At 63.8% G+C, this 25029-nt stretch carries 23 protein-coding genes and 1 riboswitch; of the genes, 15 read left to right on the plus strand and 8 right to left on the minus strand.

The window, feature by feature from the left end; genetic code table 11:
• Nucleotides 1-24 precede the first annotated feature (24 nt).
• Genes ACFRJ9_RS03650 through ACFRJ9_RS03660 form a run of 3 tightly spaced genes read left to right on the plus strand, consistent with a single transcriptional unit; the run spans nucleotide 25 to nucleotide 2618 of the window.
• A complete protein-coding gene (locus ACFRJ9_RS03650; protein ID WP_377664529.1) occupies nucleotides 25-384 on the plus strand; it encodes a YciI family protein in 360 nt (119 codons plus the stop codon).
• A 5-nt stretch (nucleotides 385-389) separates the two neighbouring features.
• Complete coding sequence (locus ACFRJ9_RS03655) at nucleotides 390-1616, plus strand: RNA polymerase sigma factor (protein WP_377664531.1); 1227 nt, start codon at nucleotides 390-392, stop codon at nucleotides 1614-1616.
• An 18-nt stretch (nucleotides 1617-1634) separates the two neighbouring features.
• Nucleotides 1635-2618, plus strand: coding sequence for an aldo/keto reductase (locus ACFRJ9_RS03660; protein ID WP_377664534.1), 984 nt, complete (start codon nucleotides 1635-1637; stop codon nucleotides 2616-2618).
• Between the two features lie 64 nt (nucleotides 2619-2682).
• Here ACFRJ9_RS03660 and ACFRJ9_RS03665 read toward each other — a convergent pair whose 3' ends face one another.
• Entirely contained in the window at nucleotides 2683-3774 is a 1092-nt protein-coding gene (locus ACFRJ9_RS03665) for a DNA polymerase IV (protein WP_377664536.1), read from the minus strand.
• A 980-nt stretch (nucleotides 3775-4754) separates the two neighbouring features.
• Between ACFRJ9_RS03665 and ACFRJ9_RS03670 the strand changes: the two genes are divergently transcribed.
• Complete coding sequence (locus ACFRJ9_RS03670; RefSeq protein ID WP_377664538.1) at nucleotides 4755-5381, plus strand: LysE family transporter; 627 nt, start codon at nucleotides 4755-4757, stop codon at nucleotides 5379-5381.
• 15 nt (nucleotides 5382-5396) lie between these two features.
• On the opposite strand, the gene ACFRJ9_RS03675 is transcribed toward ACFRJ9_RS03670, so the two are convergent.
• Nucleotides 5397-6431, minus strand: coding sequence for a LacI family DNA-binding transcriptional regulator (locus ACFRJ9_RS03675; protein WP_377664540.1), 1035 nt, complete (start codon nucleotides 6429-6431; stop codon nucleotides 5397-5399).
• Between the two features lie 208 nt (nucleotides 6432-6639).
• Here ACFRJ9_RS03675 and ACFRJ9_RS03680 point away from each other — a divergent pair, with 208 nt between their 5' ends.
• The 3 genes from ACFRJ9_RS03680 to ACFRJ9_RS03690 are packed head-to-tail and all read left to right on the plus strand — an operon-like array spanning nucleotide 6640 to nucleotide 10078.
• Nucleotides 6640-7683, plus strand: a complete 1044-nt coding sequence (locus ACFRJ9_RS03680) for a nucleoside hydrolase (protein ID WP_377664542.1) — start codon at nucleotides 6640-6642, stop codon at nucleotides 7681-7683.
• Nucleotides 7683-9125, plus strand: coding sequence for an MFS transporter (locus ACFRJ9_RS03685; RefSeq protein ID WP_377664544.1), 1443 nt, complete (start codon nucleotides 7683-7685; stop codon nucleotides 9123-9125). Before ACFRJ9_RS03680 ends, ACFRJ9_RS03685 begins: the two co-directional genes overlap by 1 nt.
• Nucleotides 9122-10078, plus strand: coding sequence for a ribokinase (locus ACFRJ9_RS03690; RefSeq protein WP_377664546.1), 957 nt, complete (start codon nucleotides 9122-9124; stop codon nucleotides 10076-10078). Before ACFRJ9_RS03685 ends, ACFRJ9_RS03690 begins: the two co-directional genes overlap by 4 nt.
• An 11-nt stretch (nucleotides 10079-10089) precedes the next feature.
• Here the strand turns inward: ACFRJ9_RS03690 and ACFRJ9_RS03695 are convergent, their stop codons facing one another.
• The gene (locus ACFRJ9_RS03695) at nucleotides 10090-10404 is read right to left on the minus strand and encodes a hypothetical protein (RefSeq protein WP_377664548.1); all 315 of its coding nucleotides are present in this window, start codon (nucleotides 10402-10404) and stop codon (nucleotides 10090-10092) included.
• Between the two features lie 99 nt (nucleotides 10405-10503).
• On the opposite strand from ACFRJ9_RS03695, the gene ACFRJ9_RS03700 reads away from it, so the two are divergent.
• The 3 genes from ACFRJ9_RS03700 to pabB all read left to right on the plus strand — a co-directional run bounded on the left by ACFRJ9_RS03700 (nucleotide 10504) and on the right by pabB (nucleotide 13867).
• On the plus strand, nucleotides 10504-11130 hold the full coding sequence (locus ACFRJ9_RS03700) for a TetR/AcrR family transcriptional regulator (protein WP_377664550.1): 627 nt from the start codon (nucleotides 10504-10506) through the stop codon (nucleotides 11128-11130).
• 134 nt (nucleotides 11131-11264) lie between these two features.
• Nucleotides 11265-11825, plus strand: a complete 561-nt coding sequence (locus ACFRJ9_RS03705; RefSeq protein WP_377664552.1) for a low molecular weight protein-tyrosine-phosphatase — start codon at nucleotides 11265-11267, stop codon at nucleotides 11823-11825.
• The gene (pabB, locus tag ACFRJ9_RS03710; protein ID WP_377664554.1) at nucleotides 11822-13867 is read left to right on the plus strand and encodes an aminodeoxychorismate synthase component I; all 2046 of its coding nucleotides are present in this window, start codon (nucleotides 11822-11824) and stop codon (nucleotides 13865-13867) included. The genes ACFRJ9_RS03705 and pabB overlap by 4 nt, the downstream gene beginning before the upstream one ends.
• Nucleotides 13868-13883: 16 nt before the next feature.
• Here the strand turns inward: pabB and cls are convergent, their stop codons facing one another.
• Entirely contained in the window at nucleotides 13884-15356 is a 1473-nt protein-coding gene (gene cls / locus ACFRJ9_RS03715; RefSeq protein ID WP_377664556.1) for a cardiolipin synthase, read from the minus strand.
• An 84-nt stretch (nucleotides 15357-15440) separates the two neighbouring features.
• Here cls and ACFRJ9_RS03720 point away from each other — a divergent pair, with 84 nt between their 5' ends.
• The gene (locus ACFRJ9_RS03720) at nucleotides 15441-16382 is read left to right on the plus strand and encodes an aminodeoxychorismate lyase (protein WP_377664558.1); all 942 of its coding nucleotides are present in this window, start codon (nucleotides 15441-15443) and stop codon (nucleotides 16380-16382) included.
• A 246-nt stretch (nucleotides 16383-16628) separates the two neighbouring features.
• Nucleotides 16629-18083, plus strand: a complete 1455-nt coding sequence (locus ACFRJ9_RS03725; RefSeq protein ID WP_377664560.1) for an amino acid permease — start codon at nucleotides 16629-16631, stop codon at nucleotides 18081-18083.
• A 222-nt stretch (nucleotides 18084-18305) separates the two neighbouring features.
• On the opposite strand, the gene ACFRJ9_RS03730 is transcribed toward ACFRJ9_RS03725, so the two are convergent.
• The 4 genes from ACFRJ9_RS03730 to ACFRJ9_RS03745 form a co-directional block, all read right to left on the minus strand.
• Nucleotides 18306-18788: a carboxymuconolactone decarboxylase family protein gene (locus ACFRJ9_RS03730; protein ID WP_377664562.1), complete on the minus strand. Its 483-nt coding sequence runs from the start codon at nucleotides 18786-18788 to the stop codon at nucleotides 18306-18308.
• A 114-nt stretch (nucleotides 18789-18902) separates the two neighbouring features.
• On the minus strand, nucleotides 18903-19967 hold the full coding sequence (locus ACFRJ9_RS03735) for a PLP-dependent cysteine synthase family protein (protein WP_377664564.1): 1065 nt from the start codon (nucleotides 19965-19967) through the stop codon (nucleotides 18903-18905).
• A complete protein-coding gene (locus ACFRJ9_RS03740) occupies nucleotides 19961-21523 on the minus strand; it encodes an aromatic amino acid ammonia-lyase (RefSeq protein ID WP_377664566.1) in 1563 nt (520 codons plus the stop codon). Before ACFRJ9_RS03740 ends, ACFRJ9_RS03735 begins: the two co-directional genes overlap by 7 nt.
• Nucleotides 21523-22851: an NtaA/DmoA family FMN-dependent monooxygenase gene (locus ACFRJ9_RS03745; protein WP_377664568.1), complete on the minus strand. Its 1329-nt coding sequence runs from the start codon at nucleotides 22849-22851 to the stop codon at nucleotides 21523-21525. Before ACFRJ9_RS03745 ends, ACFRJ9_RS03740 begins: the two co-directional genes overlap by 1 nt.
• A gap of 166 nt (nucleotides 22852-23017) precedes the next feature.
• Nucleotides 23018-23129: riboswitch (SAM riboswitch) on the plus strand.
• Between the two features lie 13 nt (nucleotides 23130-23142).
• Here ACFRJ9_RS03745 and ACFRJ9_RS03750 point away from each other — a divergent pair.
• From ACFRJ9_RS03750 to ACFRJ9_RS03760, 3 genes are read left to right on the plus strand one after another with little or no spacing between them, the layout of a single operon-like run.
• Nucleotides 23143-23409 carry a DUF1737 domain-containing protein gene (locus tag ACFRJ9_RS03750; RefSeq protein ID WP_377664570.1) on the plus strand — a complete coding sequence of 89 codons (267 nt, stop codon included), beginning with the start codon at nucleotides 23143-23145 and terminating at the stop codon, nucleotides 23407-23409.
• Complete coding sequence (locus ACFRJ9_RS03755) at nucleotides 23406-23816, plus strand: rhodanese-like domain-containing protein (RefSeq protein ID WP_377664572.1); 411 nt, start codon at nucleotides 23406-23408, stop codon at nucleotides 23814-23816. Before ACFRJ9_RS03750 ends, ACFRJ9_RS03755 begins: the two co-directional genes overlap by 4 nt.
• The gene (locus ACFRJ9_RS03760) at nucleotides 23817-25025 is read left to right on the plus strand and encodes an O-succinylhomoserine sulfhydrylase (RefSeq protein WP_377664574.1); all 1209 of its coding nucleotides are present in this window, start codon (nucleotides 23817-23819) and stop codon (nucleotides 25023-25025) included.
• Nucleotides 25026-25029 lie beyond the last annotated feature (4 nt).

A 25029-nucleotide genomic window follows, 5' to 3' on the forward strand; every position in this document is an offset into this window, starting at 1 on the left:
GCGCCCTTCATAAGGAGTTTTGAGATGAAATACATGATCATGATGTTCGGGTCCGCCGAGGGCATGATGGAGACCGCCGACCCTGAATGGATCAAGGAAATGATCGGCTTCATGATCCAGATCGACAAGGACCTGACCGAGTCCGGCGAGCTCGTCTTCAACGCCGGACTGGCCGACGGCAGCACGGCGAAGCTCGTGAAGCAGACTCCGGATGGAGTCATCACCACGGACGGCCCCTATGCCGAAGCCAAGGAATCCCTGGTGGGCTACTGGGTGGTGGATGTGGCCAGCGAGGAACGCGCTGTGGAGATCTGCTCAAGCATCGTCAAGTACTCGCAGGTTGTGGAGCTCCGCGCCATCCCGGACGGCCCGCCGGAGGTATAGCTCTATTGGCCGAAACCCCGCGGGACACGCGAATCGAGGACCTGCTGCGCAGCTTGGCGCCGCAGGTCCTCGGCGTGCTGGCCCGCAAGCACGGGCAGTTCGATGCCTGTGAGGACGCGGTCCAGGAAGCCCTTATCGAAGCTTCAATCCAGTGGCCCGCAGTGGTGCCGGACAATCCGAAGGCATGGCTGATTGCCGTCGCCACCCGACGCCTGATTGACGCGTGGCGGAGCGACAACGCACGCCGGGCGCGGGAGGAACGCGTTGCGGCCATGGAGGTGGATCTTTCGTCCAGCTCCGCATCGGAAGCAGACGACACCCTCACGCTGATGTTCCTCTGCTGCCACCCGGCATTGTCCGCACCGTCGCAACTCGCCTTGACGCTGCGTGCAGTCGGCGGACTCACGACGGCGGAAATCGCCTCCGCTTTCCTCGTCCCCGAGGCGACCATGGGCCAGCGCATCAGCCGTGCGAAACAGGGGATCCAGAAGGCGGGAGGCAAGTTCAGCATGCCGCCGGCCGATGAGCGCAAGGCGCGGCTCGGCGTCGTACTTCACGTCCTGTACCTGATCTTCAACGAAGGTTACGCAGCGAGCTCGGGTCCCTCCCTGCAGCGTGAGGAGCTCACCACGGAGGCCATTCGGTTGACGCGCCTGGTGCTGGGCGCGGCGCCGGGAGAGTTGGAGGCCGGCGGCCTGCTGGCGCTGATGCTGCTGACCGATTCGCGGCGGGCCGCGCGCGCCCTCCCGGATGGAACGCCGGTGCCGCTGGCCGAGCAGGACCGAAGCCTGTGGAACCCGGGACAGATCGAGGAGGGCATAGCACTGCTGTCCTCCGTCCTCGGACGTGGGGCACCTGGCCCCTATCAACTCCAGGCCGCGATTGCCGCCCTTCATGCCGAAGCTTCCTCTGATGCTGAGACCGACTGGCGGCAGATCGTTGCCCTGTACACCGTCCTCGAGGCCGTGGCCCCCAGTCCCGTTGTGACGCTGAACCGGGCAGTTGCTGTGGCCATGGTGGATGGTCCCGAAGCCGGCCTTGAGCTGTTGGGGGGATTGGATTCAGCGCTGGGTCGTTCGCACCGCTTGGACGCCGTTCGCGGGCATTTGCTGGACATGGCGGGCTCCCCTGCCGAGGCCCGCGCAGCGTACCTTGCCGCGGCGAAGAAGACCGGCAGCCTGCAGGAACGGCGGTACCTAATGGGAAAAGTGGCCAGGCTGTCCAACGACTGACCGCCTATAGTCGAACCCATGGAACAGCGCATACTTGGCAAGACAGGCAGATCAGTTTCCACGGTTGGACTCGGCACGTGGCAACTGGGAGCCGACTGGGGAGACGTCACCGAAGAGGATGCAGTCGCGGTCCTCGAGGCCTCGGTGGACGCGGGCGTCAACTTCTTCGACACCGCCGACGTCTATGGGGATGGCCGCAGCGAACAGATCATCGGACGCTTCCTCCGCATCAACCCTGACCTCAACATCACCGTAGCCACCAAAATGGGCCGGCGCGTGGACCAAGTACCCGAGAACTACACCCTGGAAAACTTCCGCGCCTGGACCGACCGTTCGCGGCGCAACCTGCAGCAGGACACCCTGGACCTGGTCCAGTTGCACTGCCCGCCGACTGCCGTGTACAGCAACTCCGAGGTCTACGACGCGCTGGATACCTTGGTCAGCGAAGGGGCCATCCGCAACTACGGCGTCAGCGTCGAAGGCACGGACGAGGCCCTCGAAGCCATCAAGCGCGGGAACACCGCGACAGTGCAGATTATCCTGAACGCCTTCCGCCTGAAGCCGCTCGACGAGGTCCTCCCCGCAGCACGGCAGGCCGGGGTAGGCATCATCGCCAGGGTGCCGCTGGCCTCCGGTTTGCTCTCCGGAAAGTACACGGCGGAAACGGAATTCCCCGAGGACGATCACCGCAATTACAACCGCGACGGGTCTTCTTTCGACGTCGGCGAGACCTTTTCCGGCGTCGACTTCGCCACCGGCGTCAGGGCCGCCCAGGAGTTCAGCGCTTTGGTGACCGACGGCGTCAGTACAGTGCAAGCGGCCCTCGCCTGGGTCATCGCGCAGGAAGGCGTTACGGCAGTCATCCCCGGGGCCCGTTCCGCCGAGCAGGCGCGCGCCAACGCTGAGGCGGGAGAGCTGCAGTCCGTCGGAGCCGGGCTCACCGCCGGTGTGCAGGACATCTACGACCGTTTCTTCCGCGAAGCGATTCACCCGCGCTGGTAAGTGGGTGCCGGCGTCGGGCGTCCTGCGGTGACGAGCCGCCGCGGGGCTACCAGCCGCCGCGCTGCTACCAGCCGCCCCGCGTGGGCGTGTGTCCTTGTCGGGCTTCTTCCGGCATGGACATTTCGGCCCGCAATCCGAGTAGCCGAATCGGGCGATCCGGCTCAATCTTGGCGGTGAGATCCAGGGCCTGCGCGAGGACTTCGTTCCGGTCGAAAGTTTCGGGGATCTTCCTTGCGTAGGTCTTGGTGAAGAACGGCACATAGCGCACTTTGAGGGTTAGCCCGATCACCGGGCGCCCTTCCGCTGCGACGTCTTCCAAGACGCGGGCGGTCAGCTCCTTGAGAGCGTTTTCGATTTGCCCGGCTTCGGTCAGGTCCTTTTGGAACGTGGTTTCGCGACCATGTGCCCGGGCAACCCACGGAGTGTCATCCACTTCGCTGGAGCCCTCCCCGCGTCCAAGTTGCGCGTACCAAGGTCCCATTTTGGGGCCAAACTCCGGGACCAATTCCTGGGGATCGACTGCCGCGAGCTCAGCGACCGTGGTGATGTCATGCTTCGCCAACCGCTGGGACACTTTGGGCCCGACGCCCCACAACTCCCTGGTGGGCCTGGCACCCATGACGTCGAGCCAGTTCTCTTGAGTCAGCCGGAAGATGCCGGCGGGTTTGCCAAAATCCGTCGCGTTCTTGGCCCGGACCAAGGTGTCGCCGATGCCCACGCTGCAATGCAGCTGCGTGTTTTCCAAGACGGCACTTTGGATCTGCTTGGCGTAGGCTTCAGGGTCCTCCGTGGTCACGCCGACGAACGCCTCGTCCCAGCCGAGTACCTGAACGGTAGCCCCGGGCTGCTCCCGGAGAGTGGACATCACCACGTCCGACGCCGCGAGGTAGGCCTCCTGATCGACGGGCAGGATGATGGCGTCCGGCACCTTCCGCGCCGCGATACGCAACGGCATCCCGGAACCGACGCCGAACGCCCTGGCTTCATAGGAAGCGGTGGACACGACAGCCCGTTCGGTGGGATCTCCCCGTCCGCCCACGATGATCGGCTTGCCGGCGAGCTCAGGCCGACGGAGTACCTCGACCGCCGCAATGAACTGGTCGAGATCAACGTGCAGCACCCACGGGATTCCGCTCACGCCACCAGTGTGCCTCATGGGCTGGCTGTGGCTGTACCTTCCCGACCCTCTTTGAGCTCCTGAATCGCGGAAATCAACCCATTCCGGGTGCATTCCGTGGCTGGCGCGGCCAAAGTGGGTCGTGGCGGCACGCGTCCCGACCACCCGGTCGAGGGGCACACGTCACGAAGCGCTGACCTCGAGCACAAAATCAGTGGGCACTAAGGCCGGGAGCTCGTTCTCTTCTGTCCAAGCAATCTGAGTTGTCCCCCAAAAGACTTCAACGTCGACTGATCCCGCAAGTAGAGATGCTCCTGCGGTCTGCGTACAGCGGAGATTTCGCAACGAGCACCAGCCCTGGCACCGCAGGGATACTATCGAGCAAGTTTAGGCTCAGTCTGGCTAAGTGGTCTTCGTCGGCACTCGGTGTTGCCCTCGTTGCTGCCTTGGTCACTTGGGTGTTGGACAATGTTCAACTCCACCAATAGCCATGGCTTCCAGGCCGGGTTGAAAACCGTGATTCGTCGGCGAATGTCCCTCGCGGGAAAGAGGCTTGCATTCCCTTAGGCTTGACGAATCAGGAAGAAGTCCTGTGGTGCCGTTAAAGAACAATGGACCCGATAGCAGTCGGGTCCCTGTTCAGCGCGGTGCGCGCTCATTTGGTGCGGTTGGAGGGCTGTAGAACCTCAAACATCACCTCTTGAGTCTATGGCCCCACATACTAAAGGCGCAACGTTTGTTGCTCCGCTAGTGTGGCCGTGCCCTGTTCCCTCGGGAGGAGGTGCCCGGTATGACTTCCAAACGTAAACGCGAGGAATCATGGGGCGCCTGGAACCTTGCGGTCAACATCATTCGACTGGTCGTTGATGTTACCCGGTGGTTCTGGCACAACATCCCCTAACCGGGAGCGGTGGCCGCCAGCAATGCTTGGTGGCCACCGTCTGATTCAGCGGTAAAGTCATGGCCGCAAGTCGGGAAGGCACGCGTCCACACCACCCGCCTCACCGGCATAAGCTGAGATGGTGCAATTTTCCCTTTGGCTGGCCTTGGTTGGTGCCGGCACCCTGATCAGTTTCACTCCCGGCGCCGGGGCAATCTTCACTATGAGCAACTCGCTCAACTCGGGCTTCCGACGATCCATCTGGGGAATTCTCGGCCAGCAGGTCGCCTTGGTCATCCACATCGTGATTGTGGCCTTGGGCGTGGGCGTCCTGGTGTCCAATTCGCCGGTGATCTTCAACATCATCCGCTACGCCGGTGCAGCGTACCTTGTGTACCTGGGCATCCGGCAATTCCTGCACAAACCGGACCTGGACAAGGAGCAAGTCGAGGACAAGAAGAACGAGTCCGCCCTGTCCATGTTCCAGCGGGGCATTTGGGTGAACCTGTTGAACCCCAAGGCCATCGTGTTTTTCCTGGCCTTCATGCCGCAGTTCATCAGGCCGGACCAGCCGCTGCTGCAGCAATACGTGATGCTTACAGTCACGATTCTCGCCATCGACATCATGGTGATGTGGTTCTTCTTCGCCCTTGCTGCCCGGTCCTTCCAACGCTTCACCCACGACCAACACGGCCAGAAGGTCCTGAACCGCATCTTCGGCTGCCTGTTCGTACTGGTCGGAATCCTGCTGGCGGTCATCCACTAGGGATCAGGGCGTCCTTTAGGAAGGCGCCGTAGATCCCCGCACCACCAGCGTGCTCTCGAGTGTCACGTGGGGCTCGTCCAAAGGAAGACCCTCCATCAGCCCCTTCAGCTGCTCCCCTGCTTTGCGGCCAAGCGGCGTTGCAGGCAGGTGCACGGTGGTGAGGCCGGGATTGCTCGTGGCTGAGTAGGGAAGGTCATCGAAGCCAGCCACAGCCAACTCCTCAGGGATCCGGACGCCCTCAACGCGGGCTTCCTGCAACACGCCATAGGCGTGCGTATCGGTACCGCAGACGACGGCGGTCACCCCCTCTCGCTGCCACTCCGGCCAGGCGTCGGCGAAGGCGGCCGCGGCAGCACCGACGTCGATGGAGGTGCTGACGATGTGCCCGTCCGCCACCGAGAGCCCACAGCGCGAGGCTTCCTCCAGGAAGGCTTCCCGGCGCAGCTGGAACGTAGTGGTGCCGGTAACGCCGTCCACGTAGGCGGCCCGCCGATGCCCCAGGGAGGCAAGGTGCCGGGCTAGTTGGCGGGCTCCCTGTGCCACGTCGAGGTTCACGGACGGCGCGAAGGATTCCAGTCCGGGTGCATCCAGCAAGACAAGGGGTCCGGCCGCGGAAAGGTCTTCAAGGAATTGCGCGCTGGGGGCACCCACGAGCAAGCCGGCAGGCCGGAGCGCCAATAGTTTGCGGACGTCGTCGGCTTGCGGCGATTCCCCGGCGTCGGTTACTGAAAGCAACAATTGGTACTCGGACCCGAGCGATTCCCGCACCCCGGCGATGACGTTGGCGAAGAACGGGTTGGAGACGTCCGGGGTCACCAGAATGACGATCGAGCTGACCCCGCGAGCCAGTGAACTTCCGATGCTGTCCACCACGTACCCGAGTTCGGCGATGGCTGTCCGGACGCGGGAAATGTTGTCATCGGAGACCCGGCCCTGCGTTTTCCCGTTGGCTACCAGGGACACGGTTGCCGTGGACACACCGGCACGCGCTGCCACCATCGCAGCCGTCACGCGGGGCGCGCGTGCGTTGCGCCGATCCAGGGTATCCATGCATCGATCGTAGCGGTGTTCCGCCGGTCTGGCCCGCCGCAAGGCATCAAGCGCTTGACGCGATCTACGTTAAGCGTTTGACGCGATCTACGTTAAGCGTTTGACGCGATCTACGTTAAGCGTTTGACGTAACCCACCGAGCAGTGCCAGAATTCCCCTGAATGCTTAGCGCCCTGCCCCGGGCTAGTACCAGGCAGGCCCCAATGACGTGGAGAGAAACGTGGACCCCAAACCCATAACAGCACGCAAGAAGATCATTCTTGACTGCGACCCCGGCCATGACGATGCCGTGGCCTTGCTGCTGGCACACGGCAACCCGGACATCGAACTTCTGGCCGTCACCACGGTGGTGGGCAACCAGACCCTCGAAAAGGTCACCCGCAACGCCCTCTCGGTAGGCACCATTGCAGGAATCACGGGAGTACCGTTCGCCGCAGGCTGCGACCGCCCCTTGGTCCGCACCATCGAAACTGCCCCCAGCATCCACGGTGATTCCGGCATGGATGGCCCGGAGCAGCCCGAGTCCGCCATCGAGCTGGACCCGCGCCACGCCGTCGACCTCATCATTGAAACCGTCATGGCGCATGAGCCGGGCACGGTCACCCTGGTCCCCACGGCAGGCCTCACCAACATCGCGATGGCCGCCCGCAAGGAACCGCGCATCGTGGAGCGCGTCAAGGAAGTCGTCCTCATGGGCGGCGGCTACCACGTGGGCAACTGGAGCGCCGTAGCCGAATTCAACATCATCATCGATCCCGAAGCCGCGCACATCGTCTTCAACGAGAGCTGGCCCGTGGTGATGGTTGGCCTCGACCTCACGCACCAGGCACTGGCTACCGACGAGGTAGTGGACCGCATCGCCGCCATCGGCACCAAGCCGGCCAAGTTCGTCCTGGAACTGATGGAATTCTTCAAGAAGACCTACAAGGACGCCCAGGGCTTCGACTTCCCGCCGGTCCACGATCCGTGCGCCGTGGCCTACGTGATCGACCCCACCGTCATGACCACCCGCAAGGTTCCCGTGGACATCGAACTGCAGGGCAAGCTCACCCTCGGCATGACCGTGGCTGACTTCCGCGCACCCGCGCCGGAGGACTGCACCACATCGGTGGCCGTGGACCTGGACCACACAAAGTTCTGGGATCTGGTCACCGATGCGATCGTCAGGATCGGCGAACCAACGCTCGACGGCGGCGCTAACGCCACCGCTGGTGCCGAAGCCGCAGCTGTCCTGGCAGGAGAGGCCAAGTAATGTCCACCCTCGCTGAAACCAAGTCCTCCCGAGGCAACGTCACCGCGCTCATGGTCGCCCTGCTGGCAGCCTGCGTGGCGTTCCAGCTCAACGCTTCCATGCTCAGCCCGGCCCTGGTCACCATGGGCAACGAACTCAACACTGACCAGGCCACCATCGGCCTGTCCCAGACCTGGTTCTTCACGGCAGCTGCCCTGTTCTCACTCTTCCTCCCCCGCCTCAGCGACATTGTTGGCCGCAAGAAGATCCTTGTGGGCATGATGCTCCTCATGGCTGTCGGATCGGTCATCGCAGCCATGGCCCCTGACGTCACCTGGCTCTTCGTTGGCCGCATCATCCAGGGCGTCAGCGGTCCTACGGTCCCGCTCTGCCTGATCATGCTCCGCTCCGCAGTGACCAACCCGCGCAAGTACGGCACGCTCATGGGCCTCATCACCGCCGTGAACGGTGGAGTGGCCGGCGTCGACTCGTTCGTGGGCGGCTACTTCGCTGAGAACTTCGGTTTCCGCAGCATCTTCTGGCTCATGGTTGCCCTGGCACTCGTGGCCACGGTCCTCATTGCCGTCCTTGCCGGCGAGAGCAAGCCTGCTGCCGGCACCACGATGGACTGGCTGGGCGTCTTCTTCATCGTGATCGCCGTGGGCGCACTGCTGACGGCACTGAACGAAGGATCCAAGCTGGCCTCGGCTTTCGACGCCGGCACCTTGACGTTGGCTATCGGACTCACGGTGGTTGCCGCCGTCGCGTTCTTCGCGTTCTGGACTGTTGAGAAGCGCGCCAAGCAGCCCATGGTGGAAACCGTGCACCTGCGCCAGCGCTCCACGTGGGCTCCGCTGCTGACCACCACCCTCACCATGACCGGCATCTTCGCGGTCATCAACGGCATTGTTCCGGCCTATGTCCAGGCGGCCGATCCCGGTTTCGGCGTTGGACCCACCGAGATGTCGCTTATGATCCTCACCCCCTACGCACTCCTGGGCTGGCTCTTCGGCCCGATCAGCGGCCGACTTGCACCGGTTCTTGGCTACACCAAGGTCCTTCGCATCGGACTGCTGGGCAGCCTCGTGGCACTGGCCATCATCGCGTTCTTCGGCCTCAACAGCCTGCCGATGATGATTGTCGGCACGGCCTTGCTGGGCATCATGTACGCCGGTACCGTCAACATCATGCTGAACGGTCTGGGCGTTGTCCTTTCGCCGCAGGGTAACCCTGGATTCCTCCCGGGAATGAACGCAGGTGCCTTCAACCTCGGCGCCGGCTTGAGCTTCCTGGTCCTGCCTGCGGTCCTGGTGGCGACGTCATCGCTTGGTGACACCGGTGCGTCGTATCTGACCGTTGTGGTTGTTGGCCTCGCCATCACCCTCGCGGCGTTCGCGGCATCACTGCTCATCCCCAAGCCCGTCGAGGCCGAGGTTACCGACAACGAAAAGGTGACCGCATGACCAACGCACCCAAGGCGGGAATCGTCGTCGTCGGTTCCCTTAACGCCGACCTCACCATCTATTGCGACCGCCTCCCGCAACCCGGCGAGACGGTGCACGGCAACGGTTTCGCCGTGAATCCCGGCGGCAAGAGTGCCAACCAGGCAGTGGCCGCCAGCAAGCTCGGCGGCCAGGTCAGCCTGATCGGCGCCGTGGGCGAGGACCCCAACGGCACCATGCTCCTGGACTCGACGGCCAGCGCCGGGGTGGACGTTTCCCGCGTCCGGCGTTCCGACGCCGCCACGGGTGTCGCGGTCATCTCCGTGGATGCGGGCGGCGAGAACAGCATCATCATCTCGGCTGGCGCCAATGGGACGCTGCGGCCTTCCGACGTCGCTGCTGACGCTTTCGCTGATGCGGCCGTGGTCTGCCTTTGCCTGGAGGTGGGAACCGATACCGTGATTGCCGCCGCCCAAGCTGGGCACGACGCCGGAGCAACAGTTTTGCTGAACCTCTCGCCGTACGCGGAGGTGCCGGAGCTGTTGGCGGACCTGAGCGACGTGCTGCTGGTAAACGCGCACGAGGCTTCACTGTTCCTGGGCTCGGAAGCAGACGTCCCTGACTCCGACGCAGAGGCCGAAGCGTGGGAGCCGGTTCGTAGCCAGTTCGCCGACCGGGGCTTGCAACGTGTGCTGGTCACCCTGGGCGCACAGGGTTCGGTGGTGCTGGATTCCTTGGCCCGGGGCGCTCAAGACCAGATCACCCGCATCGCGCCCACCCGGGTATCGGCCGTAGACACCACGGGAGCAGGCGACGCCTTTACGGGTGCGGTCGCAGCGCGCCTGGCCGCGGGTGAACCCCTTGCGGATGCCGCCGCGTTTGCTTCGGTGGCCGCTGCCTTGGCTGCGACGAAGAAGGGCACGCAGGCCGCGTACGCGTCCATCGCCGACGTCGAGCAGCTGCGGGGCGCTTAGTCCCAGCCCGGTTAAGCGGACTTGCGGGCTGCTCGGCGCGCTGAGCGTTCCACGGCCTTGCGGCTGAGGGCTCCGTGGCCTGCGAACAGCCGGGGAACAACAAAATAGACGGCTGTCGGCACCACGAATGCCGTAAGGACCAGCGCGCGCAGGACAGGGTGCCACGGTTCCATGATGGGGCCGAGCAGCAGCATGCCGATGGACACCAGGGGGAAGATGGCCAGCCAGGTGATGAGCGCCCGCATGTGGACGGATGGCCCCTGCGGACGGGCAGGTGCGGCGACGGGCGCAGCCGCGGTGATTTCGGACGTAGCTTGGGTAGTCATGGCTTTCTCCAACTAGATAGTTGCAATTGGCTTGGATTCACCATAACCGCGTCCGCAAACAATTACAACTACTTAGTTGGAAAATGGTAATGTGACCCTATGGCATGGGACACAGAACGAACCAAGGGACTGCTGCTCAAGGCGGCGACGTCCGAGTTCTGCACGCGTGGACTCGCCGGCGCCCGCATCGACCGCATCGCTGCCGAGGCCGGGGTCAACAAAGAGCGGATCTACCAGTACTTCGGCAACAAGAATGCGCTGTTCGATGCCGTCATCGTGTCCGCCCTCAGCACCCTCATGGACGAGGTCCCCATCGAGGGCAACGGGCCCGAGGCCATGGCAGACTACGCCGGCCGGCTCTTCGACCACCACCAAAACGACGCCACGGCACCCCGCCTTCTGTTCTGGGAAGGACTGGAGCGCGGCACTGAGGTTGTCGGCCTGCCCAAACGGATGGCCAACTGCGCGTCGAAGGTCAACAGCACCATCGCGGCCCTCCCCGGCATCTCACGGGAAGACGCCGGAGACCTCCTCATCACCATCGTGAGCCTGTGCGACGCCGCCCCCGTCCTGCCTGCGCTCGACGGACTGATGGCCGGCGCCGAGCCGGGCCGGGCCGAAAGGCGACGTGCCGCCGTCGTACGTACTGTTCATTTGGCCGCGGCAGCCCTGGCCGCCGAAGCGCAGGACCTCGCAGCATTCCAGGCCCCAACGCCCACTGCCTAGGCCATCCAAACAATCACCCTGGCAAGCGATTACTACAACTTTGTTCAGCCCATATGACAGCTTCGACAGCAAAAATGACAGCCTTGTGAATTAGCCCCTAGCCAAGAAGGGGTGCCATCACCCATGCTTGCTGCATGTACTCAACGTCGAGCCCATACCGCATCATCACGGTCTGCACAGGAAACATCTGCCGCTCGCCCATGGCAGCGCTCATGCTCACCGAAGCCTTCACTGCGGACGGGCTCGGCAACCTGGTTGTAGTTGATTCGGCGGGAACCACCGGATACGAGGTCGGACACCCCATCGACCCCCGCGCGGCCCGCAAACTGACAGCACACCACATCGCCTCAGAGGACCACATCGCCCGCAAATGGAAGCCCGAATGGTTCGCTGAACGGGACCTGATCCTGGCACTCGACGTCGATCATTTCGGCTGGCTCCAGCAAGGCGCGAAAGACCCTGCTTCCTTGGCCAAAGTCCGGATGTTGCGAAGCTTCGATCCCACCATGGCCGGCCGCAGTTCCCTGGACCTTGGCATCGAAGACCCTTGGTACGGCGGACACACGGACTTCGACAACACCTGGACGCTGATCAAAGCCGCCGTCCCGGGGATTGTGGAGCACGTCAAGGCAGCAATCGCCGCTGCGAACGACACCAAAGCCGACGAGCACCAGCAGGTAACCTCTATGTCATGACTCCTGCACCTGTGATCATCGCTGTTGACGGTCGGTCCGGCGCAGGAAAAACCACGCTGGCCGTTGAATTGGCGGCCCGGTTGCGGCAGCACCACAAGGTTTCCCTGTTCCATCTGGAGGACATCTACCCCGGCTGGAACGGCCTGAGTACAGGCATTGAGCGCTATGTCGCCACGGTCCTCACACCCCTGAGCCAGGGCATGGCCGCAGAGTGGGTCAGCTGGGATTGGGAACGGCACTACGACGGCGGGTTGAACGTGACGCTCCCGGCCGAGATCGTCATTGTCGAAGGCGTCGGCGCGGCAGCGGATGCTGCCCGGCCCATGCTGGACGCCGTCGTCTGGGTCGAAGCGCCCGGCGATGATCGCCGTCGTCGTGCGTTGGCGCGCGACGGGAGCACCTACGAACCGTACTGGGACGGCTGGGCCGCCCAGGAAGAGGTGTGGCTCGAGGCCGACGCCGTGATCAGCGCCGCAGACGTTCGGGTGCAAAACCCTGCCGACGGCAGCGCGCCGGAAGACGTCCTGCAAGCCCTCATGTACCTGCCGTCGCTGGCGGCCATCCTCTCACCGGAGCTCAGCTCACGACGCGGCCTGCAGTTGCGGTCCGAGCGGATCGACGCCGCACCCGACGCGCCGGTGTTGTTCGAGGCCATGTATGGCAACTCCACAAACGCCGTTTGGCTTGATTCCTCCAACGCGTCCGCGGTGGCCGGACGGTCGCAAGCTGCGGCGCGCAGCCGGTTCAGCATACTTGCGGACGACGGCGGTACGTTCGGGCAGTCGGTAGCGCACCGGTCCGGGACCACCCGGTTGACCGCCGGTTCCGCGACCGTGACCACCTCCGGACCGTTCTTCCGCTGGCTCGATTCCGTCTGGGGCCGCCGCGCTGTCCGCGCACCGCGCGGCTACGACGGCCAATTCACCCTTGGCTGGCTCGGCTACCTGGGCTACGAACTCAAGCGTGAAACCGGCGGTAACGACGTCCAATCGAGCACTCCGGACGCTGCCCTGCTCTTCGCTGGACGGGCCGTGGTTCTGGATCATCGCGAGAACGCCGTGTGGTTGCTCGCCTTGGACGCCCCCGACGCCGATGAATGGTTGGGCGAGGCCCGCACGGCGGTCGCGGCTGCTACTTCCGTTGCGCCGGGGGCGGCTGCTGCGGCGGGGACCGCCGTTTCCGGCGCTGTACCCGAGTTTGTTAGCCGGGACTCCGCGACGGACTACAAACGCAAGATCGCCGACGCGCAACACCAAATCAGCGAAGGCAACTCCTATGAAGTCTGCCTCACCACCACCCTTGAATCCGCCGCCGGGGACCTTGATCCGTGGGCGAGCTACCTTAACCTTCGACGCCGGAACCCGGCACCGTTCTCCAGTTACCTTCGGTTCGGGGAATTGGTGGTTGCGAGCAGTTCACCGGAGCGGTTCCTGCGCATCCTCTCCGATGGCGGCATGCGCGCCGAGCCGATCAAGGGAACACGGGGGCGGTCCGCGGACGCCGCCGAGGACGCAGCGTTGCGCCATGACCTGGAGACTTCGTTGAAGGACCGCGCCGAGAACATCATGATTGTGGACTTGCTGCGCAACGACCTCAGCCACTTTGCCGTCCCGGGCTCCGTGACGGTGAGCCGGCTCTGCGCGATCGAAAGCTACGCCACGGTCCACCAGATGGTCAGTGCGGTGGACGCGCATCTCCGCCCGGGGGCGCCTCGAGCTGAAGCGTTGGCTGCTGCCTTTCCTGCCGGCTCCATGACCGGAGCGCCCAAAATCAGCACCATGGACATTCTTGATCAGTTGGAGTCAGGGCCACGCGGCATCTATTCCGGCGCGATCGGCTACTTTTCCTTGAACGCGGCCACGGACCTCGCAGTAGTGATCCGGACTTTGGTGGTGAATCCCGGCAACGAAGGCGGCCGTACGCTGAGCCTTGGCGTGGGCGGGGCGATCACCTCAGACTCGACGGCGGACGACGAGTACGAGGAAATCCGGACCAAGGCATTCGGTGTGCTCTCCACGCTCGGGGCGGAATTCCCCGGCTGATTTCCCCTGTTGGGGACTACTGGAGCGTGGCCGTCAATCGGGCCACGTTATCCACATACTTGGCCAGCGGGGGCCTGTCCATCCAGTCGTCCAACGTAAGCTCACGGGACACCTCGCGATACGTCGACTCCACTGCGCGCATGAGGTTCACGGTTTCGGCGCCCAAGAGCATCACCGAAACCTCCATGTTCAAGGAGAAGGAGCGCATGTCCATATTGCTGGAACCTAGAACTGCCACTTCATCGTCAATGGTGAAGTGCTTGGCGTGGAGCACGTATGGCGCCCTGTACAGATAGATTCGGACCCCCGCCCCCAGCAATGCCTCGTAGTAGGAGCGTTGGGCGTGATGGACCAGGAATTGGTCGCCCTTTTCGGAGACGAAGAGTTCCACGTCCACCCCCCGCTGTGCCGCCGTGGTGATCGCATACAGCAACGAGTCGTCCGGAACGAAGTACGGGCTGCAGATGGAGATCCGGTGTTGCGCCGAGTAGATCAGGGTGTTGAACAGGCGCAGGTTGTTCTCGGTGGCGAACCCCGGTCCGCTCGGCACCACCTGGGCTGTGACATGGCCCGGTGCCGGCTGGGTGGGCAGGCGCAGTTGGTCCTCCAGCGATTCGTCCGTTTCACTGAGCCAGTCCGTAGCGAACACCACGTTGAGGGTAGCCACGATCGGACCTTCCAACCGGGCCATGAGTTCAACCCATTTGCGGCCGACTTTGTGGTGCTTGGGGTTGTTGTATGAGGGCTCGATCAGGTTCTGTGAACCCGTGAAGGCCACGTCGCCGTCGATCACCATGATTTTGCGGTGGTTCCTGAGGTCCGGTCGCCGCCACTGGCCGTGGATGGGCAGCAGCGGAAGCATCCGCTTCCACTGGATCCCGCCTGCCTTGAGCCGGCGGATAAGGCGCCGGTAGCCCCTGACGCGCAGAGTTCCGATGTGGTCGAACAGCAGCCGCACTGTGACACCGCGATCGGCGGCCTTCTCCAGCTCCGTCAGCAAGTCGTCGGTCACGGAGTCGCTGCTCATGATGTAGAACTCGGCGTTGACGTAGGACTTGGCTTCCTTGACCGCTTCGGTCATGGCTTTGATGGACTCCTCATACCCGGGAATCAGCTCCACCTTGTTGCCATCAACCATCGGGAGGGAACCCAGCCTGAAATTGAGTTCGCCGGCAGAGGCCACCCACTCGGGACCGGAATACTCGCTTCCGGCCTCCGCCAGGCCCTCTGTGACGGCACGGACTCGGCGGTTGACTTCTTCCTGCTGCTCGCGCCTGCGCCTGGACAACCTGAAATTGCCGAAGAGGAGGAAAAGTACAAAACCTACAGAGGGGATGAGGAAGACGGCCAATAGCCACGCCATGGCCGTGGTCGGCCGGCGATTGCCCGGGATGACACCCAAAAGGACAATGCGAAGCACCACTTCGGCGATGGCCCATGCGCCCAAAAGCCAGGTCCATTCCTGGCCAAACGGAAAAGGAAAGAGCACTCGACAACCCCCACGGTCCATGAACAACTGTCCACAGCCTATCCGGCAAAGGTGCCTCCTACAGGTCCGCACTAAGCTGGGAGCATGACTTCACCTGCCCCGACGGTCCTCGTTTTCCTGGACCCCGCCTTCGAAAACGGTCGCATCGCCGACTCCAGCCAGCCCCAGATCATGGCAACGGACCTGGGCGCCACCCGCGGCGACGGCGTGTTCGAATCACTCCTCGCCGTCCAAGGACGCCCCCGCAAGGTCCAGGCACACCTGAACCGTCTGGGGAGCTCCGCGGCGGCACTGGACCTGGCAATCCCGGGGCAGGACGCGTGGCGCAAAGCCATCGATACCGCCATCACCGAATTCCGCGAGGTTCACCCGGCCCCCACGCCGGAAGAGGACGAGGTAGTCGTCAAGCTGATCGTTACCCGGGGCGTTGAAGGTGCAGCGAACCCCACGTGCTGGGTACAGGCTTCGCCCTCACCCGCGGGCAGCCGCAGGCAGCGCGAGACGGGCATCGACGTCGTTCTTCTGGACCGTGGCTTCGACACGGAGGCGGGCGAGCGCGCCCCCTGGCTGCTGCTTGGCGCCAAGACGCTCTCTTATGCGGTCAACATGGCGGCGCTTCGTTACGCACACAAGCAAGGCGCCGACGACGCCATCTTCACCTCCACTGATGGCCGCGTCCTGGAAGGGCCCACGTCCACTGTTCTGCTGGCGCACCTGGAAACAATCGACGACGCCGACGGTTCCGTGAGGACGGTTCGTCGCCTGATCACTCCGCAACTGGACAGCGGCATCCTGCCCGGCACCTCGCAGGGTGCGCTGTTCGCCGCGGCGAAAGCTGCCGGCTGGGAACTGGGGTACGGACCCCTGGAGCCGCAGGACCTCTTCGATGCCGACGCTGTATGGCTGATCTCCAGCATCCGGCTGATCGCTCCGGTGAACCACATCAACGGCAAGGAAGTCGGGGCCCCGGCTGTGCGGAAGCAGCTCACTGCCGAACTCAACGAGCTGTTCGCCGGGATCGAATAAGTCCTCGGCTTTCGGAGCCACGGGCCTCCGCTTGGAACCTAGCAGGTGACCAGCGGAGTAATTGCTCGAATGACTCAATGATTAGAAACTCTTGGTCTCGACCTTGGGCGATTTACGCGTTCAATCGCGTTCCTTATCCTCCTTGAAATGGCCATTCGTCATGTGATGAATCTTGTTCTCGTGTTAGTTGGATCACGTCCGGCTGTCACAACTTCAGACTTTGCTGGCTAACCTCCCGGAGGGAAAATGGGACTCAGCTCCCCCACAAAAGCCGAAGCATCGGCAACCGAGGCGCAGTCGACGGCTGATGCCCCGCAGACAGGTCTCCGCCGGTCCATGGAGGCCCGGCACCTGGTGATGATCGCCATGGGTGGCGTCATCGGATCGGGCCTGTTCGTGAGTTCCGGATACACCATTGCTACTGCCGGTCCCTTGGGTGCGGTGATTGCGTTCCTCATCGGTGCCGTGGTGGTGTACCTGGTGATGGCATGCCTCGGGGAGCTCGCCGTTGCGTTCCCTGTGTCAGGCGCTTTCCACATCTATGCCGCCCGCACCATCGGTCCCGCCACCGGATTCGCCACCGCCTGGCTTTACTGGCTTTGCTGGGCAGTGGCTTTGGGTTCCGAATTCACCGCGGCCGGCCTGCTCATGCAGCGCTGGTTCCCGGGCGTGGACGTCTGGATCTGGTGCTTTGTTTTCGCCACCGTTTTGTTCACCCTGAATGCCATTTCATCGCGCGTCTTTGGTGAATCAGAGTTCTGGTTCGCGCTCATCAAGGTTGCCGCCGTCGTCGGCTTGATCATCCTGGGTGGTGCCGCGCTGGCGGGCTTCCACCCCCTGGCCGCGGGAGACTACCCATCATTCGGCGAGAACTTCGCCACCCCGGATGGGTTGTTCCCCAACGGCTTCACCGGCGTTTTCGTCACCTGCCTCGCCGTGTTCTACGCGTTCTCGGGGTCCGAACTGATCGGCGTTGCCGCTGGCGAAACGTCCAACCCGGGCGCAAACATTCCCAAGGCCATGCGGACCACTGTCTTCCGGCTCATGATCTTCTTCGTCGGGGCAATCACGGTCATCGCGGCCACCATCCCCTACGAAAAAGTCAGCGTGGACGAGAGCCCGTTCGTCACCGTTTTCTCCATGCTTGGCATTCCCTTTGCCGCGGACATCATGAACTTCGTGATCATCACGGCCCTGCTCTCGGCCGGCAATTGCGGGCTTTTCTCCTGTGCCCGCATGCTCTTCTCGTTGGCCGACGAAGGCCATGCACCCAAGGCCTTCCGCAAGTTGACCAAGCGCGGCATCCCCATGGTTGCCCTCTGCGTCAGCATGCTTGGCGGCTTGGCTTCCCTGATCAGCAGCATCGTGGCGCCGGCCACCGTGTACCTGGTGCTGGTTTCGGTTGCCGGTTTCGCCACCGTGGGCGTGTGGATGTCCATCGTGGCCTCGCACTTCATTTACCGACGGACTTTCGTGAAGAACGGAGGCGACGTGGACTCGCTCCCGTACAAGGCCCCGCTCTTCCCACTGGTTCCGATCCTCGCATTCGTTCTCTGCGTGGTCTCACTGATAGGCATCGCATTCGACCCCAACCAGGTCGCTGCGCTCCTGTTTGGCGTTCCATTCGTGGGAGCCTGCTACGCGTTCTTCTACTTCAAATACGGACGACGACGGTCGCTCAAGAAAGCTACTAGGGCGTAGGTCTGCGGCTTCCAGGCCTTCTTTGAATGCAGCTCAGCCCCCGGCCAACCCTTTGTGGTTGACCGGGGGCTGAGCACGTCTCAAATTGGATGAGGACACGTCAAGGTCCTCCACGACCAACTTTGAAACCACAACAGCCACGACACCCCTGGCCGTGACCGTGTCGGCCCCACAGTGCCCGCCAAAGTGGGTCGTGGAGGCACGGGACCCTGTGCTTTGGAGCTACTTCTTCGCTGCGCGCACCGGGTGTTCGCTCAGGATCGACAGCCGGTTGAAGGCGTTGATCCCGATCGCCGCCATGCAAAGGACACTGATCTGCTCATCGTTGTAGTGTGCTCGCGCTCGTTCGAAGAGCTCCGGAGTGGGCCGCGAGGTGCTCATTCGCGTGATCTGTTCGGCCAATTCCATGGCGACTACTTCCGAAGGTTCAAACAACTTAACTTCCCGATAGACAGCCACCAGGGATAGACGCTGCTCGGTTTCGCCGTACCCCAGGGCCCTGCGGTGATGAAGGTCAAGGCAGAAGGCACACCCGTTGATTTGTGACGCGAGATAGTTGAGCAATTCAATGGTCCGGCGCGGCACACCGGTCCGGTCGGCTTCCTCCACCACCTGCTGGGCATAGTGGCTCAGAGTCGCGTAAAGATCGGGCTGTTGCTTATCAAGGTATCCGGCAAGACGGGGCGTTGTTTCCTGTTCGGGCATGGTTGGAGCTTAACGCAATCGGCTGATGGCATTCATGTGAGAGAGCGTCCGCCCGAACACGACAGGACGTGAGAGAGCGTCTACCCCGAACACGACGGGATGTGAGAGAGCGTCCTACTCGCGGGCGGCGGGGACGTCGGCAGCCAGCCTGATCCCATGCTCCGCCAGCCACACCGGATTGAAAGCCTTGCTCAGGTAGTTCGTGCCGGCGTCGGGCGCTATTGCCACCACCATGGAACCGTGGGGCGCAGCGCGGGCCACCCGCAAGGCCGCAGCAACCGCGAGCCCGGACGAAGGTCCCAGCGCGAGACCCTCTTCGTCGAGGAGCCGATGGACCGTGGAGTAGACCTCGTCGTTGGGAATGCGCAGGAAACGGTCAACAATGGAGCGGTCAAAGATCTTGGGCCACTCGGCTTGCGGCCAGGAGTTGCCCACTCCGTCCACCAGGATCTCACCGGGATGCCCGCCGCTGTAGGCGGAACCGTAGGGATCTGCCCCGACAACTTCCACGTGCCCACCCGGTCGTAACGCAGCAACACGCTCCTTCAGGAACCGTCCGTTGCCGCTGATGGTCCCGCCGGTGCCGATGCCCGCCACGAAGTGCGTCACCAGGCCGCCGGTTTGTTCCCAGATCTCCGGTCCGGTGGTTTCGTAGTGCGCGGCGGGGTTGGCAGGGTTGTCGAACTGCATGGGCCGCCACGCGCCTGGGGTCTCAGCCGTGATGCGGGCAGCCACAGCCCGGGCATTCTCCGGCGATTCGGACGGCGCGTTCCAGTCCGTCAGGATCACCCTGGCACCGTAGTTGTGCAGCGCGGCGAGCTTCTCTTGCGAGATGGTGTCACCGGTAACCACCACCACCGGATGCCCGGTCAGGTGGCCGATGAGGGCCAGCCCAATCCCAGTGTTCCCGGAGGTGCTCTCCACGATGGTCGCCCCAGGCCGCAGTTCACCGGACCGCTCGGCCGCACGCACCATGCTCAGGGCCGTCCGATCCTTGATGGAGCCGCCGGGGTTTTCCGACTCGAGCTTGATGTGGATGGTGCTGCCCAGCCCACGGCTCAGGGATTCCAGCTTCACCAGCGGAGTGTTCCCCACCCTGTCCAGCACCGAGGCATCCAGCCCGTCCGGCACCGAGGCCGCCGCGTGCACACCATGTTTGCGGATCGCCGTACTCACCACGGCTCCTCCCCTTCCTCTGAACGTTCCTCAGCCACGGCGCTCCGGAGCACAGCCCGCGCCCGTTCCACGAGGTCAGGCGCCGACGGCCGGTCCGCCAGTACATCCGCCAATCGACCCACGACGGCGCCGGTCCCCTTCCCGAGCGGCTGCGCGGCTCCCGCTTCCAGCAGCAGATACGACGCCGTCAACGCTTCGATCGCGAGGAGCTTTTCCAGGGCGTCCAACGACTTTTCCAGTTGCTGAAGGGCGAGCGGGGCGAGCGTCGAGTGGTCCTCGACGTCGGCCGAAAGCGTCGGGGCCCCGAGGGTCGCCGGTGCCGCCAGGACCTTCAGTTCGGCCAGCAGCCCAGCGGCGGAGTACCAGAGCAGCCCGGGCAATTCTTCCTGCGCCAAGCCGGAACCCGACGAGGCCGCAGCCTTCAGATGCTTCGCCCGGATCGCCCGCTGCGGCGGATACAACTTGGCAATGCGCCGCTCACTGGAAATCCCTACGTGCGCCAAAGCCAGTCGCAACCCCTCATAGGCAAGAGCCAGCTGCATGGGTTGGAAGTTCCCGCCGGACACCATCAGCCCGGATTCCACGTCGGCCAAGGGATTGTCTCCGCGCCCGTTCAGCTCCACCTCCAAGGCCATACCAAGCTGCGTCACCAAGGAACGGAAGGCACCGTGCGTCTGGGGCGCAGCCCGGAACGACAAAGCATCCTGCACCGATACCTCAGGCCGAACATCCTCCAGCCACCCACCGCTCAACAGGCGACGCACCGCAGCAGCCGAGTCCCGCTGACCGTCCACCGCCTTGGCCGCTTGGATGGCCGGCGAAAACGGGCTCAGGTTCCCGCCGCCGTCGTACCTTGCGGTGGTCTCCAGTGAGAGGGAAAGCGCGACGTCGGCCAGCTCGCCCAGGTGCTGCAGCCGGAGCAATGCGAGGGTCCCGGCACCTACGGAGTACGCGTTGGCGCTGACCAGGGCGAGGGCCTCCCCCGGCGCGAGAACCAGGGGTTGGAGGCCGGCGTCGGCGAGCGCTTTGGCGCCCGATACCAGCGTGCCGGAGGCGTCGAACGCTTCGCCCTCACCGATGGCAACAGCGGCGACGGCGGCAAGCTGGGTCAGGTCCGATGACCCCACCGAGCCTTCGCGCGGGATGGCGGGAAAGACGCCGCGGTTGACCAGTTCGGCATAGAAGCGGGCGGTCTCGGGGCGCACGCCTGAGCCGCCGCGGCTGAATCCGATGAGCCTGGCGAGGATCACTGATCGTGCAGCCGCGCGGTCCAGATACGAACCCACCCCGCTGTTGTGATACCTGACCACCTGGACTTGGTAGGCCAGGAGGGACTTCGCCTCCACAGCGGTGTCCCGGCCGGAACCGAGCAGGGTGTTGAGCCCGTAGACCCGTTGCCCGGAGGCGGCAGCCTTCTCCACGACTTCCCGGGATAGCCCGATCAAAGACAACGCATCGTGGTTGAGTTTCACGTGAAACGTCGGGTCGGCGGCGGCCAGGGCCACATCCACGGCGCGCACCGGAGCCGTACCAATCGTCAGCGGCTCAGCCGGAGTCATCAGAAGTCCAGGAGGTTCTGCCGGAACCCGCCGTTGCCGTAACTCGTCCTCAACAGCCCGCGGCGCCGCAGTTCCGGGGTGAGTTTGTCCAGCACACCGTGTACCGTCACCGGATCCACGAAGCCGGAGAAGAGGAAGCCGTCGCCGCCCACGGCCTCGCCGGTCTCCTCCAGATAGTCGGCAATCTCGCCCACCGTGCCGATGATCGAGTCTCCCGCCCCGCCAGTGCGTGCCTGCAGGATCTGGCGCAGCGTGGAGCCTGGAGGGGCCGCCTTGGCGAAATGTTCAAGCGTGCCTTGGTTGCTGTTGGTGCTCAGTTCGGGAAGCGGGGCGTCGAGGTCGAACTTCTTGAAGTCGATCACGGACAGGTAGGAGATGGAGTTGAGCTGGCTGTCGATGTCGCGCTGGGTGAGTTCCCGGCGCTGCGCCCGCAACTCCTCCGCCTCGGCAGCAGAACCCACAACGGTGGGCTTGAGGACGAAAAGCACCTTGACGTCGTCGGGGTTCCTCCCGGCCTTGGCCGCCTCCGCGCGGATCGAATCCCGGTAGGCCTTCATGCCGTCAACGCCACGCGCCAAGGCAATCGCCACATCTGCGTGACCTCCAGCGAACGCCTTGCCCCTCGGCGAAGCGCCGGCCTGGACCAGCACGGGTTCCTCCGGCAGCGGTGCCGTGTTCAGTGGTCCGCGGACCTTGAAGAAGTCGCCTTCGTGGTTGATCTGATGGACCTTGGTGTGGTCCGCGAACACCCCGGCGGAAGCATCCTCAAGCACGGCGCCAGGTTCCCAGCTCCGCCAGAGCCGCCTGACGACGTCGACGAATTCCTCGGCCTTCTCATACCGCAGGTCGTGTTCGATTTGCTGGTCCAGCCCATAGTTCTGGGCCGCGAGGTCGCTGCCGGAAGTCACCACGTTCCAGCCAAGCTGGCCCTCGGAGAAGTGCTGGAGGGTAGCGAGGAGCCGGGCCGCAGTGAACGGCGGATAGAACGAGGCGCTGACCGTAGGCACAATCCCCAGGTGCTCCGTTGCAGACAGAAGGTACGGGACCAGCGCCAATGGATCATGCTTGGGCGCGAAGGACGCGTGGGCCAGCGAAACCTCGGCCGTGCCGCCATAGGTGTCCGGGACTGTCAGGGAATCCTCGATGATGAAGAGGTCCAGCCCGGATCGCTCGAACGCGCGCACGGCTTCCTGGTACAGGGCGGGTTTCTTCCAGTCGTAGCCCAGGCTGTAACCGGGAGTCCCCCAGCCCTGGACTCCGAAACCGTGGCCCACAAACCATCCAAAATGCAGCATGGGCTTGAGTGTAGAACTGCTCTGTCCGTTCACCGCGACCTGATTTCATGCGAAGTTACAGGGGGTCGTACTGCGTCAATTATGCTCCCGGGGCGTCTTATTTGGAGAGGTTCCACAGCATCCTCCGGTTACGCAACATGACGAGCCCGCAGCCACCCGCAAGTGCAGGCCTATGCCCGTGGATGTTACGTTTTTCTTGAGTAATGAGCACCAGCGCCAAGCCCTGACTTGCTGGTCGGCAACCCTCTCTCCGGCGGGGTGCCTCAGGTGACTACTCGGCGTATCGACAACTCGAACTGCAAGCGTGACTGAGGAGCACCATCAATGCCTGAACCCACCGAAGAAAAACTCTCCTACCGCCTGGTGACCGGCCCGGATACCCGCGATTTCTGCGAGCGCATCCACAACGCCCTCGCCGAGGGTTACGTACTCCACGGCAGCCCCGCAGCCACCTTCAACGGCACCGATGTGATCGTGGCCCAAGCCGTGGTCCTGCCTACCGCCATCGCCAGTGCCGACGCCGCTGTTGCCAATGCTGTTGATCAGCTGGAGAACTACGAGGACGAGGAAGCATTCGAGGGCCACGCATGAGCTACGCAGGTGACCTGACCCCGCAGGACGCGTGGGCCAAACTTGAAGAAGGCGCCATCCTGGTGGACGTCCGCACTGAGGGCGAATGGGCCCACATCGGCATCCCGGACACCAAAGCCACCGAGAACGATCCCCTGTTCATCCAGTGGAACCTCGCCGGCGGCATCCCGAATTCCCGCTTCATCGAGGACCTGCAGCAGCAGGCACCCGAGGGCGACGGCGTGGAACTGGTCTTCCTCTGCCGCTCCGGCCAGCGGTCCATCTCCGCGGCCATTGCCGCAACACAGATCGGCTTCACCGCCTACAACGTCCTTGAAGGCTTCGAGGGCGAGCCCGACCGCTATGGCGAGCGCACCGTGAATGGCTGGAAGAACCGTGGCCTGCCGACGAATCTAGGAACCGACTAAGTGACTTTCAATCCTGATGCCGCTGGCTGGAGCCCTGACACCCAGGCCGTCCGCGGTGGCCTTGACCGTACCAACTTCCAGGAAACGGCCGAACCCGTTTTCCTGAACTCCGGCTTTGTCTACGAGTCGGCGGCCGCTGCCGAACGCGCCTTCACCGGAGAGGACGAACGCTTCGTCTACTCCCGCTACGGCAACCCCTCCGTGGCCACCTTCCAGGAACGGCTCCGCCTGCTCGAGGGAACCGAGGCGTGCTTTGCGACGGCGTCCGGCATGTCCGCGGTCTTCACCGCCTTGGGTGCCCTGCTGGCTGCCGGCGACCGCGTGGTTGCGGCCCGCTCCCTCTTCGGCTCATGCTTTGTGATCCTCAACGAGATCCTGCCCCGCTGGGGTGTGGAGACCGTTTTCGTTGATGGTCCGGATCTGGAGCAGTGGCGTGAGGCCCTCTCCGAACCGACCACCGCGGTGTTCTTCGAGTCTCCTTCCAACCCCATGCAGGAAATCGTGGACATCGCCGCCGTGAGCGAACTGGCGCATGCCGCCGGGGCGACTGTCGTCGTCGACAATGTCTTTGCCACTCCCCTGCTGCAGCGTTGCGGTGAGCTGGGTGCGGACGTGATCGTGTATTCGGGTACTAAGCACATCGACGGCCAGGGACGCGTCCTCGGCGGCGCGATCCTGGGCACCAAGGAATTCATCGACGGCCCGGTCAAGCAGCTCATGCGCCACACCGGCCCTTCGCTGTCCGCCTTCAACGCCTGGGTGCTGACCAAGGGCTTGGAGACCATCGGGCTCCGGGTCAACCACAGCTCGGCGTCCGCTCTGAGGATCGCTGAGTGGCTTGAGCAGCAGCCCGCCATCAGCTGGGTCAAGTACCCCCTGCTCAAGTCGCACCCGCAGTACGAGTTGGCCGCGAAGCAGATGAAGGCCGGCGGCACTGTGCTGACGTTCGAGCTCTCGCCGTCCGCTGGTCGTTCCGCCAAGGAAGCGGCGTTCGCGCTGCTCGACGGCCTCCGCGTCATCGACATCTCCAACAACCTGGGCGACTCCAAATCCCTCATCACGCACCCGGCCACCACCACCCACCGGGCCATGGGTCCGGAGGGCCGTGCGGCCATTGGGCTGAGCGACGGCGTGGTTCGCCTGTCGGTGGGCCTGGAAGACGTGGACGACCTCATCCTGGATCTGGAGAAGGCCCTCAAACAGGTCTAACCTT

Origin of the sequence: Paenarthrobacter sp. NPDC056912 (assembly GCF_042786555.1) — a bacterium.
Taxonomy (GTDB): domain Bacteria; phylum Actinomycetota; class Actinomycetes; order Actinomycetales; family Micrococcaceae; genus Arthrobacter.